This is a genomic window from Stenotrophomonas sp. 1337 (assembly GCF_031455455.1).
Lineage (GTDB): Bacteria > Pseudomonadota > Gammaproteobacteria > Xanthomonadales > Xanthomonadaceae > Stenotrophomonas > Stenotrophomonas indicatrix.
This window is the reverse complement of sequence record NZ_JAVDSR010000004.1, coordinates 232,093-247,862: the sequence shown is the minus strand read 5'-3', so window position 1 is coordinate 247,862 and position 15,770 is coordinate 232,093. Positions and strand designations below refer to the sequence as shown.

Genomic DNA, 15,770 nt, shown 5'->3' with positions numbered 1-15,770 from the left:
GATTGATGCACCGTAGCACTCCGCTGTTGATCAATACCGAGACCGTCGAACTGTGGCCTGCGCCGCTGCTGCGCGCGCGCAGCAATCTCGACGCCCGCCTGCTGGCCCGCGCGCAATGGGTACTGCGGCGCAAGCGCGATGGCCGCTACCTGGCGGCAGTACTGGCGCACGGTGTGCACTCGCTGGTGCCGCGCCTGCCACGCGAGCCCGGCGTGGAGGACGCGCTGGCCCTGCTGGATGGCGCACGGTCACGACCGTTCGGCGCTGCACTGGAAGACCAGTGGCTGCCGCTGGTTGGCCTGCAACAGCGCCTGCAGCAGCTGGGCCTGGATGCACAGCGCTATGCGCACGACAGCGGGCTGGCACTGGAAGCCGAGCCGTGCGTGCTGCACTGGGCCGGACGTGATCGCTTTGCCCGCCCGTTGTGGCTGCGCCGCGGTGCCGCGCAGGGCTGGCGACGGATGCGCCTGCATGCCGCCCGGGATGGAATTGCACTGGACGCGATCTCCGGCTTCCGCAGCCATGCGTATCAGCTCGGCATTTTCGAACGCAAGCTGGCGCGCGGGCAGAGCGTGCCGCAGATCCTGAAGGTCAATGCCGCCCCTGGTTTCAGCGAACACCACAGTGGTCACGCGCTGGACATCGGCACACCGGGGGATGCGCCGGCAGAGGAGACCTTCGAGGCGACGGCTGCGTTTGCGTGGCTGCAGGCCAATGCCGCGGCGCACGGGTTCCATCTGAGCTATCCGCGCGACAACCCGCATGGGATCGTCTACGAACCGTGGCACTGGTGCTGGAAACCGGCCAACGGCTGAGCCCTTCGTGGCGGCTGCTCGACTGTGGTCCTCGGGCTGGCCGGGAGGGTGGGCGGCGCGGGGGCCGCTGCAAGTACGCCCATGTAAGCTCGGGCGCGCCATCCATGGCGCTTACGCCCCTGCGCCGCCCATCCTCCCGGCCACGGACAGTTTCCGCGTGCGTCCGCCACGGAATTGAACAAACAAAAAAGCAAAGGCAGACGCGTGTCGCTGCGCTCGACCTCGGGCGTGGCCCGGCGCTACCAGTGCTTGGGCGTTGCGGCTAGCGCCGCAGCGCGTTGATCGCCAGCAGTACCCACCCGGCCATCAGCGTGGTGCCACCTACTGGCGCCAGCCGGGTCGGCCACTGCCACAGCGCACCGCCCACCAGGCTGCCGGAGAACAGCAGCACGCCCAGCAGCAACACGTACAACGCCAGATGCGCGATCGCGCCCTGCGCGCGCGGGCCGAGGGCGGCCAGTACCGCTCCGTGGGCAAAGGCGTACGACGCCGCCATGTTCAGGTGCTGCTGCGCCAGCGGATCGGACACGCCATGCGCGGCATAGGCCGAGAGACCGATCGAGGCCGCTGCCAGCAGCGCCCCCAGGCAGGCCAGCAACGACGGTTTACGCGCGCGTCGTTCGGAATTGAACATGACAGCTCCTTGCGCAATGCCCGACACCGGGCTCGGGATGAAAAAAAAACGCGCCGCAGGAAGCGGCGCGTTTTCGTGTCCAGCATTACATGGGTCAGCCGAGGCTTACTTGACGGCCCAGTAGATGTCGTACGTCGCTTCCGGGGTGAACGACTTGTCCACGCCGTCCTTCCAGGTTTCGTACGGACGGTCGATGACTTCGTTGCCCGAGGTCACGGCCCAGGCGCGCAGGGCGCTGCGGGCAACGTCCAGGCCTGCCATGTGACCGGTGTAGGCCGCATGCGCCGAACGGTGCGGAGCAACGCGGACGTACTTGACCGGAGCGCCACCGTCGATCTTGACGGTCAGCTGTTCGGCCGGCACGCCTTCAGCACCCTTCTTCTTCACCGGCTGGGCAATGTCGAAGGCGTACTTCTCAGCACCGAAATCGGTGGTGATGATACGCAGCGGACCGGCGGCTTCCAGGCCATTGGCCTCGATCACGCGCTTGATCCACTCCTGGTTGTCCTTGATGGACTTGGTGATGGAATCCTGGCCACGGTCGACATTACCGGCGGTGACGACCAGCAGGTCTTCGGCCGGGACATCGACGATGCCCAGATCGGTCAGCGGAGCTTCGGAAGTGCGGTAGTCGACATTCGGCACGGTGGCCAGCATGTTCGCCAGGCGCGACAGACCCATCTTGATGTCATCGCCGATCTGGCGGCTGACATACAGGCCTGCGTAGCGACCGAACAGGTCAAAGCCATACTTCACCGAGTAGTCCTGGGTGATCTTGACGTTGCGACCGCCCTTGCCGGTCGGCTCCAGGGTGAAGGTGCTGACCTTGTCGTGACCCTTGGAGGCGTCGTCGATGGCGATAACAACACGCTTGTTCTCTTCGGCTTCGGTCACCTTCCAGGAACCGGTGCCCAGGTCCTTGGAGGTGTAGTCGAGAGTGGCACCGACGCCGGAGGCCGGGCCGGACAGCTTCAGTTCAACGGCGGGATCGCGCAGTACCAGCGGGTTCCAGTCCTTGAAGCGGCGCAGACTGCTGACCGTGTCGTACACGATCGTCATCTTGCGGTTGGTCTCGATGCTTTCGGTGATGTGACGCTCGCCCGGCAGACAGACGCCAATGATGACGAACAGGCCAGCCACGATCCCCAAGGCGATCAGGAACTCGATAATACGGGTCATTCAGAGAGTCTCCGGGGCCGATCCCACGGCCGGGTTGATTGAAGCGAAGCGCCAATCCTAGCAGGCTTCGCGGGCATTGGTTATCGGGATTGGCGCACCGGTTTCCGTGCCGGCTGCGCATTTGTATGCACAAAGAATTCGAAGGGTAACGCATCCGCGTACTCGGCATGTAGGGGGCAAGTGGGGGGCAACCCTGAATCCGGGCCCAGACTGCGCGCCAAGTCTTTGTCGCTAAAGGATTTTCCTCACACCAACTGGAGTTCAAACGCTTTCAGGACTGCACGCGTACGGTCCCGTACGCCCAGTTTGGAAAGGATGTTGGACACATGGTTCTTGATCGTGCCCTCGGCGACCCCCAGCGAATTGGCGATCTCCTTGTTGGAGAAACCGCTGGCCATCAGCCGCAGGATCTCGGTCTCACGGTCGGTCAGCGGGTCGGGCCGGTCCAGGCTGACGAAGTCGTTGCGCATGTGCTCCAGCCCGGACAGCAGCCGCTGGGTCACCGCCGGCTGCACCAGTGAACCGCCATCGGCCACCGTGCGGATCGCCCCGACCAGCTGCGCCAGGGTCACGTCCTTGAGCAGGTAGCCCTTGGCACCGGCCTTGAGCCCGGCCAGCACCAGCTGGTCATCGTCGAAGGTGGTCAGGATGATGGTCGGCGGCAGCTGTTCCTGCCGTGACAGCACCTGCAGCGCCTCCAGCCCGGACATCACCGGCATGCGCATGTCCATCAGGACCACGTCCGGGCGGATCTGCGGGATCAGCTCGACCGCCTGGCGGCCATCGGCGGCCTCGGCCACCACTTCGATGCCGTCGTCGAGCGCCAGCAGCGAGCGGATCCCCTGCCGCACCAGGGTTTGGTCGTCGACCAGGCAGACGCGAATCATCAACGCACTCCTTCAGGAACCTGGGTAAGGGCCGCCAGCACCGTTGCCGGTACCGTCGCCCGCAGCCGGAAGCCTTCGCCGGGGCGGGTTTCCACCTGCAGCTGGCCTCCACATTGTTGCAGGCGTTCGCGCATGCCGCGCAAACCATTGCCCACATTGACCGTTTCCGCCCCGACACCGTCGTCGCGGGCTTCCACCACGACCTGGTCCGGGACCTCACGGTACACCCGCAGCCACAGGTGGCGGGCGCCGGCATGGCGCACCGTGTTGGTGATGATCTCCTGGGTGCAGCGCAGCAGCACGTGGGCCCGCTGCGGGTCTTCCACGTTCAGCGGCTCCTCGATCTCCAGCTGGATGTCCAGCGACGGCACGTGCTCGGTCAGCGGACGCAGCGCAGCGGCCAGGTCGATGGCGCCGGTCTCGCGCAGCTGGCTGACCACCTCGCGCACGTTGCCCAGCAGCAGCTTGGCCAGGGCATGTGAGCGCTTCACGTGCTCCAGCGCCTGCCCTTCGGCGAGGTGGCCGGCCACTTCCAGATTCAGGGTCAACGCGGTCAGCTGGTGGCCCAGCAGATCATGCAGTTCGCGCGAAATGCGGGTGCGCTCGTTCACCCGCGCGCTTTCGGCCAGCAGCGCACGCGTGGCGCGCAGCTCGGCGTTCAGGCGGCGCTGCTCCTCACGCGCCTCGGCCTGGCGGCGCGCAACCAGCGCGATCACGAACACGAAGCTGGAAAAACCCATGTAGCCGACGGCCTGCAGCACGGCGATGACCGGCGGGAAGCCCAGCGGCTGGATGTAGACCGGCAGCACGGCCAGGTTGCTGGCCACCAGCCACACCACCCCGATGCGCGGGCCCAGCAGCCAGGGCAGCAGGCCGGCCACCACCATCAGCAGGATGCTGCCCAGTGCGGTGCCGGAGAAATAGCTCACGCCGATCGCGCAGGCCGTCAGCAGGATCAGCGCGGCATGGTCGAAGAAGCCGGGCCGGCTTTCGCCCAGCGAGCGCGTCAGCACCCAGTACACGAAGCCGAAGGCCAGGTAGGCCGAGGCCCAGGGAATGATCCGGAAGCCGGCCTCGCCGTCCAGGCTTTCCAGTGTCAGCGACACCGGATCGATCAGGTAGATCGCAAGCCAAAGGCCGACGGTGCCCCAGGTGAACAACCCGGAGTAGCGCAGCATCGCATTGTGGTTGAGTCGGGCCAGCATGGCCCATCGTAGCCTGTGCGCGTCAGGGCCCAAGGGCATAAAGTCATGTTCGGTGCGGTCCCCTGTTCATGCCGCAGCCCACCCCGGGCATGCAATAATCATGCGCAGGGTCCGTACATGGGACCAACCGCGTTACCCCACGGAGTCACAATGTCGATTGTCATCCGCGACGTGCGCGAGCACGAGCTCGATTCCGTCCTGGCTTTGAACAACAATGCTGGCCTGGCCATCCTTCCCCTGGATGCCGAGCGCCTGCGCCTGTTCTATGCAACCGCTGAATATTTCCGCGTCGCCGAGCGCGACGGCAACCTGGCCGGCTTCCTGATCGGCTTCGGCAGCGACAGCCAGCACGACAGCAGCAATTTCGCCTGGTTCAAGCAACACCTGGACACCCCCTTCTTCTATATCGACCGCATCGTGGTCGCCAGCCGCCGTCGCGGTGGTGGCGTCGGCCGTGCGTTCTATGCCGACGCCCAGAGCTTCGCCGAGCTGCGCTACCCGCAGATGACCTGTGAAGTGTTCCTGGACCACGGCGCCGATGCCGCCCTGCTGTTCCACGGCAGCTTCGGCTTCCGCGAGCTGGGCCAGAACACCATGCCGCAGGTGGACGTGCGCGCCAGCATGCTGGCCAAGGAACTGTGCAGCTTCCCGTGGGTGAATGAAACCTATGGCGGCAAGCTGCCTGATGTTGCATGGGCGCGCGACCGGCAGCTGCCGGCGCAGGCACAGCGGTCGACGGGGACCTGAGCGTGGCAGTGAATTTCGATTACGAACAGGCCGGTGAACTGAAGATCGGCCAGGTGGGCATCGCCAACCTGCGCATCCGCACCCTTGATGTTGAACGCCTCGTGCAGGAAATGCAGGAACGGGTAAGCCGTGCACCGAAGCTGTTCGGCCGTGCAGCGGTGATCCTGGACTTCGGCGGCCTCAGCCAGGTGCCCGACGTGGCAACGGCGCAGGCGCTGGTCGATGGCCTGCGCGGTGCCGGCGTACTGCCGGTGGCATTGGCCTATGGCACCAGTGCGGTCGACCTGCTCTCGCAGCAGCTCGGCCTGCCGCTGCTGGCCAAGTTCCGCGCCCAGTACGAGCGCGGCGAGGCAGAACCTGCCCCGCCGCCGGCAGCCGCACCGGAACCGCGCCGTGCCGCACGCGCCGAAGCGAAGGCCGCGCCGGCTCCGGCGCCGGCCACGCCGATGGGCAAGGCTGCCGATGCCGCCGCGCCACAGCCGGGCCGCATGCAGCTGGGCAACGTGCGTTCGGGGCAGCAGCTGTATGCAGAAAACTGCGACCTGACCGTGATGGCCACCGTCGGCGCCGGCGCCGAGGTCATCGCCGATGGCAGCATCCATATCTACGGAACCCTGCGCGGCCGTGCGCTGGCGGGGGCCCAAGGCAACACCGCGGCACGCATTTTCTGCCGTGATTTCCATGCGGAACTGGTCGCCATTGCAGGCCACTACAAGGTACTGGACGATGTACCGGAAACCCTGCGCGGCAAGGCCGTGCAGGTGTGGCTGGAACAGGACCAGATCAAGATCGCTGCGCTGGACTGATGCAGCACCTCAAACAGAATCATCAGGAGAAGTCCTTTGGCTGAAATCATCGTAGTCACCTCCGGCAAGGGCGGCGTCGGCAAGACCACTTCCAGCGCAAGCCTGGCCTGCGGCCTGGCAAGGCGTGGCAAGAAGGTGGCGGTGATCGACTTCGACGTCGGCCTGCGCAACCTCGACCTGATCATGGGCTGCGAACGCCGCGTGGTGTACGACTTCGTGAATGTCGTGCACGGCGAAGCCACCCTCAAGCAGGCCCTGATCAAGGACAAGCGCTTCGACAACCTGTTCGTGCTGGCTGCCTCGCAGACGCGCGACAAGGATGCACTGACCCAGGAAGGCGTGGGCAAGGTCCTGAAGGACCTGGCCGCCGACGGCTTCGACTACATCATCTGCGACTCCCCGGCCGGCATCGAGAAGGGCGCCTTCCTGGCGATGTACTTCGCCGACCGCGCCGTGGTGGTGGTGAACCCGGAAGTGTCCTCGGTACGCGACTCGGACCGCATCATCGGCCTGCTCGATTCGAAGACCCACAAGGCCGAATCCGGCCAGGACGTGCCGGCCTTCCTGCTGCTGACCCGCTACACCCCGGTGCGCGTGGAAAGCGGCGAGATGCTCAGCATCGCCGACGTCGAGGAGGTCCTTGGCCTGAAGGCGATCGGCGTGATCCCCGAATCGGGCGACGTGCTCAATGCCTCCAACAAGGGCGAGCCGGTCATCCTGGATGGCGAATCCGCTGCCGGCCAGGCCTATGACGACGCCGTCGCACGCATCCTCGGCGAAGAACGCCCGATGCGCTTCACCAACGTCGAGAAGAAGGGCTTCTTCAGCAAGCTGTTCGGAGGGTAAGCATGGGCCTGTTTGATTTCCTCAAAGCGAAGAAGACCACCGCCGAAACCGCCAAGAACCGCCTGCAGATCATCATCGCGCAGGAGCGCAGCCACCGTGGCGGTCCCGACTACCTGCCGCTGCTGCAGCGCGAGCTGCTGGAAGTGATCAAGAAGTACGTCAACATCGACGTCGATGCAGTGAAGGTGGACCTGGTCAAGGATGGCCAGCACGACGTGCTGGACATCTCCGTGGCGCTGCCTGAAGGCCCGGACAAACCCTGACCCCCTGCCCCGCCCGTGCCTGCATGGGCGGGGCAGCCTGACCCGCATGACTGATACCACGCCCGAACCGAACGTTACCCGCGTCGGCGACATCGCCTTCGCCGATGCCCAGCGCCTGCTCGCTGCACATGAGCTGCGGCTGCATCACGTTGCGGCCGGCGAGCCGATCCCGGGCAGTTACTGGGGCGAGCCCGAGGCGGGCATCATCGCCAGCGACGTCTACGTGCGCGATGACACGCCGGTGCATTCGATGCTGCACGAAGCCTGCCACCTGATCGTGCTGCCACCGGAGCGGCGCGCGCAGGTGCATACCGACGCCACCGATTCGGTGCCCGAAGAAGATGCCACCTGCTACCTGCAGATCGTGCTGGCAGGGCACCTGCCCGGTGTCGGCAGTGAGCGGCTGATGGCCGACATGGATGCGTGGGGGTATACGTATCGGTTGGGGTCGACGAAGGCGTGGTTTGAACAGGACGCCGAAGACGCAAAGGCCTGGCTGATCGAACGCGGCTTGCCGGTGGCGTAACGCATCGGTAGCGCCGGGCCATGCCCGGCGGCATGCACATCCGCCGCCGCGATGGGGTTCGCCGGGCATGGCCGGGCGCTACCGTGGGTCACGTGGCCAGCGCGCGCAGGGTGATGCCGACCACATACGCCAGATAGGTGCCGGTGGCATAGCCCATCGTGCCCAGCAGCACGCCTACCGGCGCCAACGCCGGATGGAACGCAGCGGCCACCACCGGTGCCGAGGCCGGGCCGCCGATGTTCGACTGCGAACCGATGGCGAAGTAGAAGAACGGCACCTTCAACAGCTTGCCCAGGCACCACAGCAGCGCGATGTGCACGCTGATCCAGATGATGCCGAGCAGGAACAGCCACGGGCGATCCAGCAACGCCAGCAGATCCATCTGCATGCCGATGCAGGCGATCAGGAAGTACAGCAGCAGCGAGCCCAGGCGCGAGGCGCCCGCGCCTTCCAGCGTACGTGCACGGGTGAAGCTGAGGCCCAGGCCGAGCGTAGTCGACAGCACCACCACCCACACGAACGGCGCATCCAGGCTGAACTGCGATGCCCAGCTGACGTGGACCTTGAACCAGGCCGCCAGCGGCGCGCCGATGGCGTGGGCCAGGCCGACGCCACCGAAGGCCACGGCCACGATCAGCATCAGATCGGTCAGGCTGGGAATGCGCTCATGCTCGGCCTGGAAGCGTGCGATGCGCTCCTTCAGCTCGTCGATGGCGGAGGTATCGGCACCGCTGCGTGCATCGATCTTCGCCGCGCGCCCAGCCATGAAGATCAACGCCGCCATCCACACGTAGCCAACACCCACATCGACCACCGCGAACTGGCCGAAGGTAGTCGCATTGACATCGAACACTTCGCGCATGGCCAGCATGTTGGCACCGCCGCCGATCCAGCTGCCGGCCAGCGCCGCCATGCCGGCCCAGGTATCGCCGGCGACGGTATCGGGATGGATCGCACGCATGACCAGGAACGCGACCACGGCACCCAGCATGATGCTGGCCGAGGCGCCCAGGTACATCAGCACCAGCTTGGGCCCCAGCCGCAGGATGCCCTTGATGTCGACCGCCAGAGTCAGCAGGATCAGCGCCGCCGGCAGCAGGATGTCACGCGCGACCGGGTTGTACAGCTTGGTGTTCTGCCCGTCGATCAGGCCGAACGTGTTGTAGATGCCCGGCAGCAGATAGCACAGCAGCAGCGCCGGCACGAAGGTATAGAAGCGCTTCCACAGGCCCTGCTCGCGCGAAGCGGTCCAGAACACGGCGCCAAGGGTGGCGGCGATCAGGCCGAAGACGACGATGTCGTTCTGGATCATGCAGGTGCTCTGGGTAGTGCCGGCCGCTGGCCGGCAATCTCGTTCAGGTGGGAAGCAGCAAGCGGTTGCCGGCCAGCGGCCGGCACTACCAGAAAGCAGAGCGCCGCCCCTGAGGGCGGCGCTGCAGTCATCAGTTGCCGATGTGCTGCTTCAGCCAGGCGTTGACGGTGTCATGCCACAGGATGCTGTTGTTCGGCTTCAGCACCCAGTGGTTCTCGTCCGGGAAGTACAGGAACTTCGACTCGATGCCCTGGCGCTGGGCCGCGGTGAAGGCAGCCAGGCCCTGCTCGACCGGAATGCGGAAGTCCTGCTGGCCATGGATCACCAGGATCGGCTTCTTCCAGTCAGCCACGTGGTTGACCGGGTTGAACTTCTCGTAGTTCGCCGCCTTCTGGTACGGGGTACCGCCCTGCTCCCACTCGGTGAACCACAGTTCTTCGGTGGCATAGCCCATCATGCGCTGGTCGAACACACCGTCATGGTTGACCAGGCACTTGAACGGGCTGTTCCAGTTGCCGGCGATCCAGTTGACCATGAAGCCGCCGTAGCTGGCGCCCAGTGCGCAGGCCTTGTCACCGTTGAGGAAGTCGTACTTCTTCAGCGCCGCGCTCCAGCCCTTCTGCAGGTCTTCCAGCGGACGGTCACCCCAGTGCTGGCTGATCGCATCGGTGAAGGCCTGGCCGTAACCGGTGGAGCCGTGGAAGTCGATCATCACCACAGCGTAGCCCTGGCCTGCGTACGTCTGCGGGTTCCAGCGGTAGCTCCAGCCATTGCCGAAGCTGCCCTGCGGGCCGCCATGGATCAGGAACGCAACCGGGTAGGACTTGCCTTCTTGGTAGTTGTGCGGCTTGACCACATAGCCGTGCACGGTGTCGTTGTTCCAGCCCTTGAACTCGAACTGCTCGTAGTCGCCGAAGCTCACATCCTTCAGCACTTCGCCAGCGGCCGGGGTCAGTGCGCGCAGCGCGCCGATCGGCTCGCCAGCGGCCGGCAGCAGGCCGACCAGCACCTGGTCGTTGCTCTTCAGGCTGTTGCGGGTGATGGCCACGCTGTTGCCGGCCACGTCGACGGCGGTGACGCTGCCATCGCCGATCAGCTTGGTGGCCTTGCCGCTGGCCACGTCGATCTGGAACAGCGGGTGTTCGCCGAGGTCGTCGGCGGTGGTGTAGATGCTGGCGCCGTCGGCGGACAGGGTGATGCCGCCGGCCGAACGGTCCCACTGCGGCGCGATCTCGCGCGTCTTGCCGCTGGCCAGGTCCATCGCCATCAGGCCGAAGCGGTCCGCCTCGAAGCCTGGGCGCTTCATCGCGCGGTAGAACAGGGTCTTGCCGTCGCCGCTGAACACCGGGCCGGCATCCCAGGCCGGGTTGGACGCGGTCAGGTTGACCGGCGCCTGCTTGCCCGCGGCATCGAAGCGGTACAGGTCGAAGTTGGTCGACCACGGCTCCTGCTTGCCGGCCACGCGGATGCTGGCGACCACGCTGCTGCCATCCGGCGACCAGGCGAAATCGTCATTGCCACCGAACGGCTTGGACGGAGCGTCGCCGTCGATGGTCGCGCTCAGCGCCGAAGCGCCCTTGACCGCACCGGCCTTGGCTGACGGCAACGGGGCGACGAACAGGGTGTTGCGGCGGCCGTCGTTCCAGGTATCCCAGTGGCGCACGAACAGCGAATCGAAGACCTTGCCGCTGGCCTTGGCGCCTTCCACGTCCTTCAGCTTCTTTTCGGTGCAGGCCAGGTCCGAGGCACAGGCCTGGAACACGCCGGCGCTGAACAGCACGCGGTCGTCCTGCGGCGACACGTGGTAGCTGTCCACGTCCACCGGGAAGTCGGTCAGCTGGCGCGGGGCGCCGCCACTGATCGGCTGTGCGTACAGCTGCTGGCTGCCGTTCTTGGCGCTGAGGAAGTACACGGTCTGGCCATCGGCCGACAGCGATGCGGAGTTGACGTTCCAGCCAGCCGGCGTGATCTGCTTCGGCGGTGCCGCGTCGCGGGTGCGCAGATTGCGCGCGAACAGTGCGGTGCTGGCCTTGAGGTTGGCATCGGTGCTGCGCTTGGCGAACACCACGGTGCCGCCGTCGGCGGTCAATACCGGCGCGGAGACGCGGTCCATGGCCACCATGTCGCGGACTTCCAGGCCACGGGCAGCGGCGACGCTGGGCAGGGCAGCCAGCAGGCTCAGTGGCAACAGGGCATGACGCAGTTTCATCGGGGTCTCCGCAGGACGGCAAAAAACCGATGGTAGGCCTGCGCGGCCGGGCCTGCCAAGGCCATCGGTCATGGCCGTGGCTGAGCTGCCGCCAGAAAAAGCAAACCGCGCCGTAGCGCGGTTTGTCGGAGGTCGGGGTCGGATCCGATTCCATGGGAATCGGCTCTGACCCCAGACGCTGCCAGCATGGGGTCAGAGCCCTTCCCTGCGGGAAGGGATCCGACCCCGTGGGCGTCATGCCACGGCGCGCTTGCCGGTGCGGTAGATCAGCCAGCCGACCAGGAACAGCACGGCCAGGCCGATCCACTGCGCGGCCGGCAGGTGGAACGGCACGGCCAGCACGTCGGCACGGCTGCTGACCACGATCGGCACGGCGATGGCGATACCCATCAGCGCCTCACCGGTGATCAGGCCGGCAGCGAACAGCACGCCCGGCTTGTGCACGCGGTCGCGGCCCTCTTCGTCATCGGCGCGCACCTTGTGGAAGCGCTCGACCAGGTAGGAGATCAGGCCACCGAGGAAGATCGGCACCATCAGTTCCAGCGGCAGGTAGATGCCGATCGCCGCGGCCAGCACCGGCACGCGGAAACGCGAGTTGCGCGACTTCAGCCAGCTGTCGAACGCGATGATGGCGGCACCGACCACGGCACCGATGCCGATGAAGGTCCACGGCAGCTCGCCACCGAACAGGCCCTTGGCCACCGACGCCATCAGGTTGGCCTGCGGTGCGGCCAGCGCATTCGGGTGCAGCTCGGACTTGACGCCGATGCCGTAGGCGGTGGCCAGCAGGTTCAGCACCGGGGCCATGATCAGCGCGCACGAGAACGCGCCGATGCCCAGCATCAGCTGCTGCTTCCACGGGGTGGCACCGACGATGTAGCCGGCCTTGAGGTCCTGCAGGTTGTCGCCACCGACGGCGGCGGCACAGCACACCACCGCGCCGATCATGATCGCGGCCACCGCACCCAGCGGCGCACCGAAGGCACCGACCGGCTGCAGGCCATCCTTGCCCAGCAGCAGCACCAGCACCGCCGAAGCGAACAGGATGGTGGAGATGGTGATGCCCGAGACCGGGTTGTTGGACGAACCGATCAGGCCGGCCAGGTAGGCCGACACCGAAACGAACAGGAAGCCGGCGACGATCATGATGAGGGTCATCGGGATCGACACGTGCCACTGGCCGACGATGGCCTGGTACAGCGCCAGCAGCGGCAGGGTGAACACCACCAGCGCCACCAGCATCCACTTCATCGGCAGGTCGCGCTCGGTGTGCGCCAGCACCGGGCCACCGCTCTTGCGCGCGGCCGCAAAGCCACTCTTGACGCCGTTGAGCAGCGACTTGCGCAGCGAGATCAGGGTCCAGATGCCACCGATCAGCATCGCGCCGACACCGAGGTAGCGCATCTTCGCGCCCCAGATGGCGAACGCCGCTTCGGTGGACGAGGCGGTGGCGATCGAGGCGGCCAGCGCCGGATCGGTGTTCACGAAGAACGCCTGATAGATCGGGATGGCGATGTGCCAGGTCAGGATCGAGCCGGACACCACCACGATGCCGACGTTGAGGCCGACGATGTAGCCCACGCCCAGCAGTGCGGGCGACAGGTTGGTGCCGATGAAGGCGGTGACCTTGGAGCTGCCGACATAGGCCGAGGTGGCCCAGGCGTCCGGGATCAGGCGCATGCCGCTTTCCGCGGCCAGCTTCACGAACGCACCGATCACCGCCGACAGGCCGAGGATCTTCAGGCCCGGGCCCGGGTTCTCACCGGCCTTGAGCACTTCGGCCGCAGCCTTGCCTTCGGGGAACGGAAGCGGATCTTCGACGATCATCGAACGGCGCAGCGGCACCGAGAACAGCACGCCCAGCAGGCCACCGAGACCGGCGATGCCCAGCACCCACCAGTACTTGAAGTCCGGCCAGTAGCCCATGATCACCAGCGCGGGGATGGTGAAGATCACACCGGCGGCGATCGACGAACCGGCCGAGGCGCCGGTCTGCACGATGTTGTTCTCAAGGATCGAACCGCCACCCAACAGGCGCAGCACGCCCATGGAAATGACCGCGGCGGGAATCGCGGTGGCGATGGTCAGGCCTGCGAACAGACCGAGGTAGGCGTTTGCGGCCGACAGCACCACCGCCAGCACGATGGCCAGGACCACCGCGCGGAAAGTGAGCTGCTTGGGCGCAGCGTCATGGTTCATGAAAGCCCCTGCTGGCAAAAAATCCCTGTCACGCTAGCGTTCAGGGGGCAGCAAGTCCAGTGCGGTTCGGGAGGGGTGCGGTCGGGCGGCCAGTGAGATAGTCGCTTTTGGCCAAACTCGGCCAACGCATCAAGCGCATCAGGCAAATTCCAGGGAGCTAGCGGGTCTCGCGGTTTCCTTGCCCTGCATGGGCCAGGCCAGCCGCCACCGCAGCACTCCAGGCGACACAGTTTGAAGTGTCTCAACTGCCCATGCATCGTGTTCACGATCTGGACGCATGACGCTGAGCCGCCCTATGAACAATGCACTTCGGATCCGCCCGATCACATCGCCAGTCATGGCCATCGCGACCCTGTTCTGCCTGATGCCGCTTTGCGATCACGCATCTGCCTGGAGTCGCGTTGGCGCGATCGAGGTCACCGACCACGCTGGCAAACCCTGTTTCGGGCTTCCCAAGAAAGAGCGCAAGCGTATCGGTGAGACTCCGCAGGTGTTTGGTGTGAAGGTGTATGACGCGATTACTCCACCGCTGCGGCAGCAATGGGCTTTCGAGTTTGCCTATCCCGCGTCACTCCCGCTTCCACCCGGAGCCTGCGTGCTCTACGGGGAAGTACCAGCCAACGCCGTTGCAAGGCAAACGTCCATGCCGCTGCAGCCTGGACGCCTGTACGACGTCTCGATGTCGGCCACCAGGACCGGCGCCACCAAATTCTACAGCGCCCGATTCTGCCTGAAGGCGAACGCCGACGGCAGCCTGCGCGCAATCCAGGTCCGCTACGACGACGCTCTAGGCTGGAGTCCTGCGGTCTGCCTGCCCTGAGCCGACGCGCGCGCTCGCCGACACCGGTCAGCACGTGCTGGAAACAGTTTATTGTTATGTTATATCCTGTCACGCCATTGACCTGAGCGCCCGTGGCCCTTCCCTCCTCCCGGCTGGCCTCCATCGACCAGCTGCGCGGCACCGTGATGCTGCTGATGCTGCTCGACCACGTGCGCGAGACGTTCTTCCTGCAGCATCAGGTCAGCGATCCGATGGACGCGGCGACCGTGTCCCCTGCCCTGTTCGCCTGCCGCCTGCTGGCCCACCTGTGCGCGCCGGTGTTCGTGCTGCTGACCGGCCTGTCGGCCTGGCTGTACGGCCAGCGCCATGCCGATCCGCGCCGTGCCATTGCGGCGTTCCTGCTCAAGCGCGGCCTGTTCCTGGTGGTGCTGGAACTGACCCTGGTCAACCTCGCCTGGACCTTCCAGTGGCCGCCGGAGACGGTGTACCTGCAGGTGATCTGGGCGATCGGCCTGAGCATGATCGCGCTGGCCGGCCTGCTGTGGCTGCCGCGGCCGCTGCTGGCCGTTCTGGCGGTGACGCTGGTGGTCGGCCACAACCTGCTGGACGGCGTACGGGTGCAGGGCGACGGCGCCCTGGCGGTGCTGTGGAAGGTGCTGCACCAGCGCGACTGGATCGAGGCTGGGCCGTTGAGCTTGCGTACCTCCTATCCCGTGCTGCCGTGGATCGGGGTGATCGCGCTGGGCTACCTGATGGCGCCGTGGTTCGCTGCCGGCAGCGACCCGCAGCAGCGCCGGCAGCGGCTGCTGTGGTCCGGGCTGGGCGCACTGGCCGCCTTCGCCCTGCTGCGCTTCGCCAACGGCTATGGCGACACGCCGTGGCAGTACCAGCAGACCACGCTGCGCACGTGGATGAGCGTGTTCAACATCACCAAGTACCCGCCCTCGCTGCAGTTCCTGCTGCTGACCCTGGGCATGGGCCTGCTGCTGTTGCGGCTGTACGAGTGGCCGCCGCTGGCGCGTGCGCTGCGCCCGCTGGCCGATATCGGCGCAGCGCCGATGTTCTTCTATCTGCTGCACCTGTATGTGCTGAAGCTGCTGTACCTGGCGGCCCTGAAGACCTGGGGCCCGACCCACGGTTGCCTGTATGCACTGGACTCGGTGGCCGGCCTGCTGCTGGTGGCCTGTGCATTGGCGGTGGTGCTGTACCCGCCGACGCGGGCGTTCGCGCGGTTCAAGGCACGACGACGCGACCTGGCCTGGCTGCGGTACCTGTGAACGGTAGCGCCGGGCCATGCCCGGCGTTGCGCAGGACCGCCGGGCATGGCCCGGCGCGCGCCTGCAGCGCACGCCTATAATTCC

15 protein-coding genes are annotated in these 15,770 nt (G+C 66.2%); 8 read left to right on the top strand and 7 right to left on the bottom strand.

Translation table 11 applies throughout. The features are described 5' to 3' along the window. Positions 1-5 precede the first annotated feature (5 nt). Complete coding sequence (locus J2X70_RS08610; RefSeq protein ID WP_025873870.1) at positions 6-815, top strand: M15 family metallopeptidase; 810 nt, start codon at positions 6-8, stop codon at positions 813-815. A 262-nt stretch (positions 816-1,077) separates the two neighbouring features. Here the strand turns inward: J2X70_RS08610 and J2X70_RS08605 are convergent, their stop codons facing one another. The 4 genes from J2X70_RS08605 to J2X70_RS08590 all read right to left on the bottom strand — a co-directional run bounded on the left by J2X70_RS08605 (position 1,078) and on the right by J2X70_RS08590 (position 4,720). Further along, complete coding sequence (locus J2X70_RS08605; protein WP_218788926.1) at positions 1,078-1,449, bottom strand: DUF423 domain-containing protein; 372 nt, start codon at positions 1,447-1,449, stop codon at positions 1,078-1,080. A 105-nt stretch (positions 1,450-1,554) separates the two neighbouring features. Further along, entirely contained in the window at positions 1,555-2,628 is a 1,074-nt protein-coding gene (locus tag J2X70_RS08600) for an SRPBCC family protein (RefSeq protein ID WP_032975952.1), read from the bottom strand. 245 nt (positions 2,629-2,873) lie between these two features. After that, the gene (locus J2X70_RS08595; RefSeq protein WP_025873873.1) at positions 2,874-3,515 is read right to left on the bottom strand and encodes a response regulator transcription factor; all 642 of its coding nucleotides are present in this window, start codon (positions 3,513-3,515) and stop codon (positions 2,874-2,876) included. Further along, the gene (locus tag J2X70_RS08590; RefSeq protein ID WP_025873874.1) at positions 3,515-4,720 is read right to left on the bottom strand and encodes a sensor histidine kinase; all 1,206 of its coding nucleotides are present in this window, start codon (positions 4,718-4,720) and stop codon (positions 3,515-3,517) included. The genes J2X70_RS08595 and J2X70_RS08590 overlap by 1 nt, the downstream gene beginning before the upstream one ends. A gap of 150 nt (positions 4,721-4,870) precedes the next feature. Here J2X70_RS08590 and J2X70_RS08585 point away from each other — a divergent pair, with 150 nt between their 5' ends. Genes J2X70_RS08585 through J2X70_RS08565 form a run of 5 tightly spaced genes read left to right on the top strand, consistent with a single transcriptional unit; the run spans position 4,871 to position 7,908 of the window. Beyond that, the gene (locus J2X70_RS08585; protein WP_025873875.1) at positions 4,871-5,467 is read left to right on the top strand and encodes a GNAT family N-acetyltransferase; all 597 of its coding nucleotides are present in this window, start codon (positions 4,871-4,873) and stop codon (positions 5,465-5,467) included. Continuing rightward, positions 5,413-6,273: a septum site-determining protein MinC gene (gene minC, locus J2X70_RS08580; RefSeq protein ID WP_218788924.1), complete on the top strand. Its 861-nt coding sequence runs from the start codon at positions 5,413-5,415 to the stop codon at positions 6,271-6,273. The genes J2X70_RS08585 and minC overlap by 55 nt, the downstream gene beginning before the upstream one ends. A gap of 36 nt (positions 6,274-6,309) precedes the next feature. After that, on the top strand, positions 6,310-7,119 hold the full coding sequence (minD, locus tag J2X70_RS08575; RefSeq protein WP_025873877.1) for a septum site-determining protein MinD: 810 nt from the start codon (positions 6,310-6,312) through the stop codon (positions 7,117-7,119). 2 nt (positions 7,120-7,121) lie between these two features. Next, a complete protein-coding gene (gene minE, locus J2X70_RS08570) occupies positions 7,122-7,382 on the top strand; it encodes a cell division topological specificity factor MinE (protein ID WP_005408532.1) in 261 nt (86 codons plus the stop codon). Positions 7,383-7,428: 46 nt separating this feature from the next. Then, complete coding sequence (locus J2X70_RS08565) at positions 7,429-7,908, top strand: hypothetical protein (protein WP_032975950.1); 480 nt, start codon at positions 7,429-7,431, stop codon at positions 7,906-7,908. 88 nt (positions 7,909-7,996) lie between these two features. Here the strand turns inward: J2X70_RS08565 and J2X70_RS08560 are convergent, their stop codons facing one another. The 3 genes from J2X70_RS08560 to J2X70_RS08550 all read right to left on the bottom strand — a co-directional run bounded on the left by J2X70_RS08560 (position 7,997) and on the right by J2X70_RS08550 (position 13,628). Beyond that, positions 7,997-9,220 carry a DUF819 family protein gene (locus J2X70_RS08560; protein ID WP_099783228.1) on the bottom strand — a complete coding sequence of 408 codons (1,224 nt, stop codon included), beginning with the start codon at positions 9,218-9,220 and terminating at the stop codon, positions 7,997-7,999. Between the two features lie 130 nt (positions 9,221-9,350). Beyond that, complete coding sequence (locus tag J2X70_RS08555; protein ID WP_309909909.1) at positions 9,351-11,429, bottom strand: S9 family peptidase; 2,079 nt, start codon at positions 11,427-11,429, stop codon at positions 9,351-9,353. Between the two features lie 234 nt (positions 11,430-11,663). After that, positions 11,664-13,628 carry an oligopeptide transporter, OPT family gene (locus J2X70_RS08550; RefSeq protein WP_309909907.1) on the bottom strand — a complete coding sequence of 655 codons (1,965 nt, stop codon included), beginning with the start codon at positions 13,626-13,628 and terminating at the stop codon, positions 11,664-11,666. Positions 13,629-13,905: 277 nt separating this feature from the next. Here J2X70_RS08550 and J2X70_RS08545 point away from each other — a divergent pair, with 277 nt between their 5' ends. Beyond that, positions 13,906-14,448 (top strand): hypothetical protein, encoded by a 543-nt coding sequence (locus J2X70_RS08545; RefSeq protein WP_309909905.1) that lies wholly within the window; start codon positions 13,906-13,908, stop codon positions 14,446-14,448. 92 nt (positions 14,449-14,540) lie between these two features. Next, positions 14,541-15,686, top strand: coding sequence for a heparan-alpha-glucosaminide N-acetyltransferase domain-containing protein (locus J2X70_RS08540; protein WP_309909903.1), 1,146 nt, complete (start codon positions 14,541-14,543; stop codon positions 15,684-15,686). Positions 15,687-15,770: the final 84 nt, after the last annotated feature.

Coding starts and splice junctions, on each gene's coding strand:
- minC (WP_218788924.1), top strand. CDS start 5,413: ATGGGCGCGCGACCGGCAGCTGCCGGCGCAGGCACAGCGGTCGACGGG.
- J2X70_RS08555 (WP_309909909.1), bottom strand. CDS start 11,429: ATGAAACTGCGTCATGCCCTGTTGCCACTGAGCCTGCTGGCTGCCCTG.
- J2X70_RS08600 (WP_032975952.1), bottom strand. CDS start 2,628: ATGACCCGTATTATCGAGTTCCTGATCGCCTTGGGGATCGTGGCTGGC.
- J2X70_RS08595 (WP_025873873.1), bottom strand. CDS start 3,515: ATGATTCGCGTCTGCCTGGTCGACGACCAAACCCTGGTGCGGCAGGGG.
- J2X70_RS08545 (WP_309909905.1), top strand. CDS start 13,906: ATGACGCTGAGCCGCCCTATGAACAATGCACTTCGGATCCGCCCGATC.
- J2X70_RS08550 (WP_309909907.1), bottom strand. CDS start 13,628: ATGAACCATGACGCTGCGCCCAAGCAGCTCACTTTCCGCGCGGTGGTC.
- J2X70_RS08605 (WP_218788926.1), bottom strand. CDS start 1,449: ATGTTCAATTCCGAACGACGCGCGCGTAAACCGTCGTTGCTGGCCTGC.
- minE (WP_005408532.1), top strand. CDS start 7,122: ATGGGCCTGTTTGATTTCCTCAAAGCGAAGAAGACCACCGCCGAAACC.
- J2X70_RS08590 (WP_025873874.1), bottom strand. CDS start 4,720: ATGCTGGCCCGACTCAACCACAATGCGATGCTGCGCTACTCCGGGTTG.
- J2X70_RS08565 (WP_032975950.1), top strand. CDS start 7,429: ATGACTGATACCACGCCCGAACCGAACGTTACCCGCGTCGGCGACATC.
- J2X70_RS08585 (WP_025873875.1), top strand. CDS start 4,871: ATGTCGATTGTCATCCGCGACGTGCGCGAGCACGAGCTCGATTCCGTC.
- J2X70_RS08610 (WP_025873870.1), top strand. CDS start 6: ATGCACCGTAGCACTCCGCTGTTGATCAATACCGAGACCGTCGAACTG.
- J2X70_RS08560 (WP_099783228.1), bottom strand. CDS start 9,220: ATGATCCAGAACGACATCGTCGTCTTCGGCCTGATCGCCGCCACCCTT.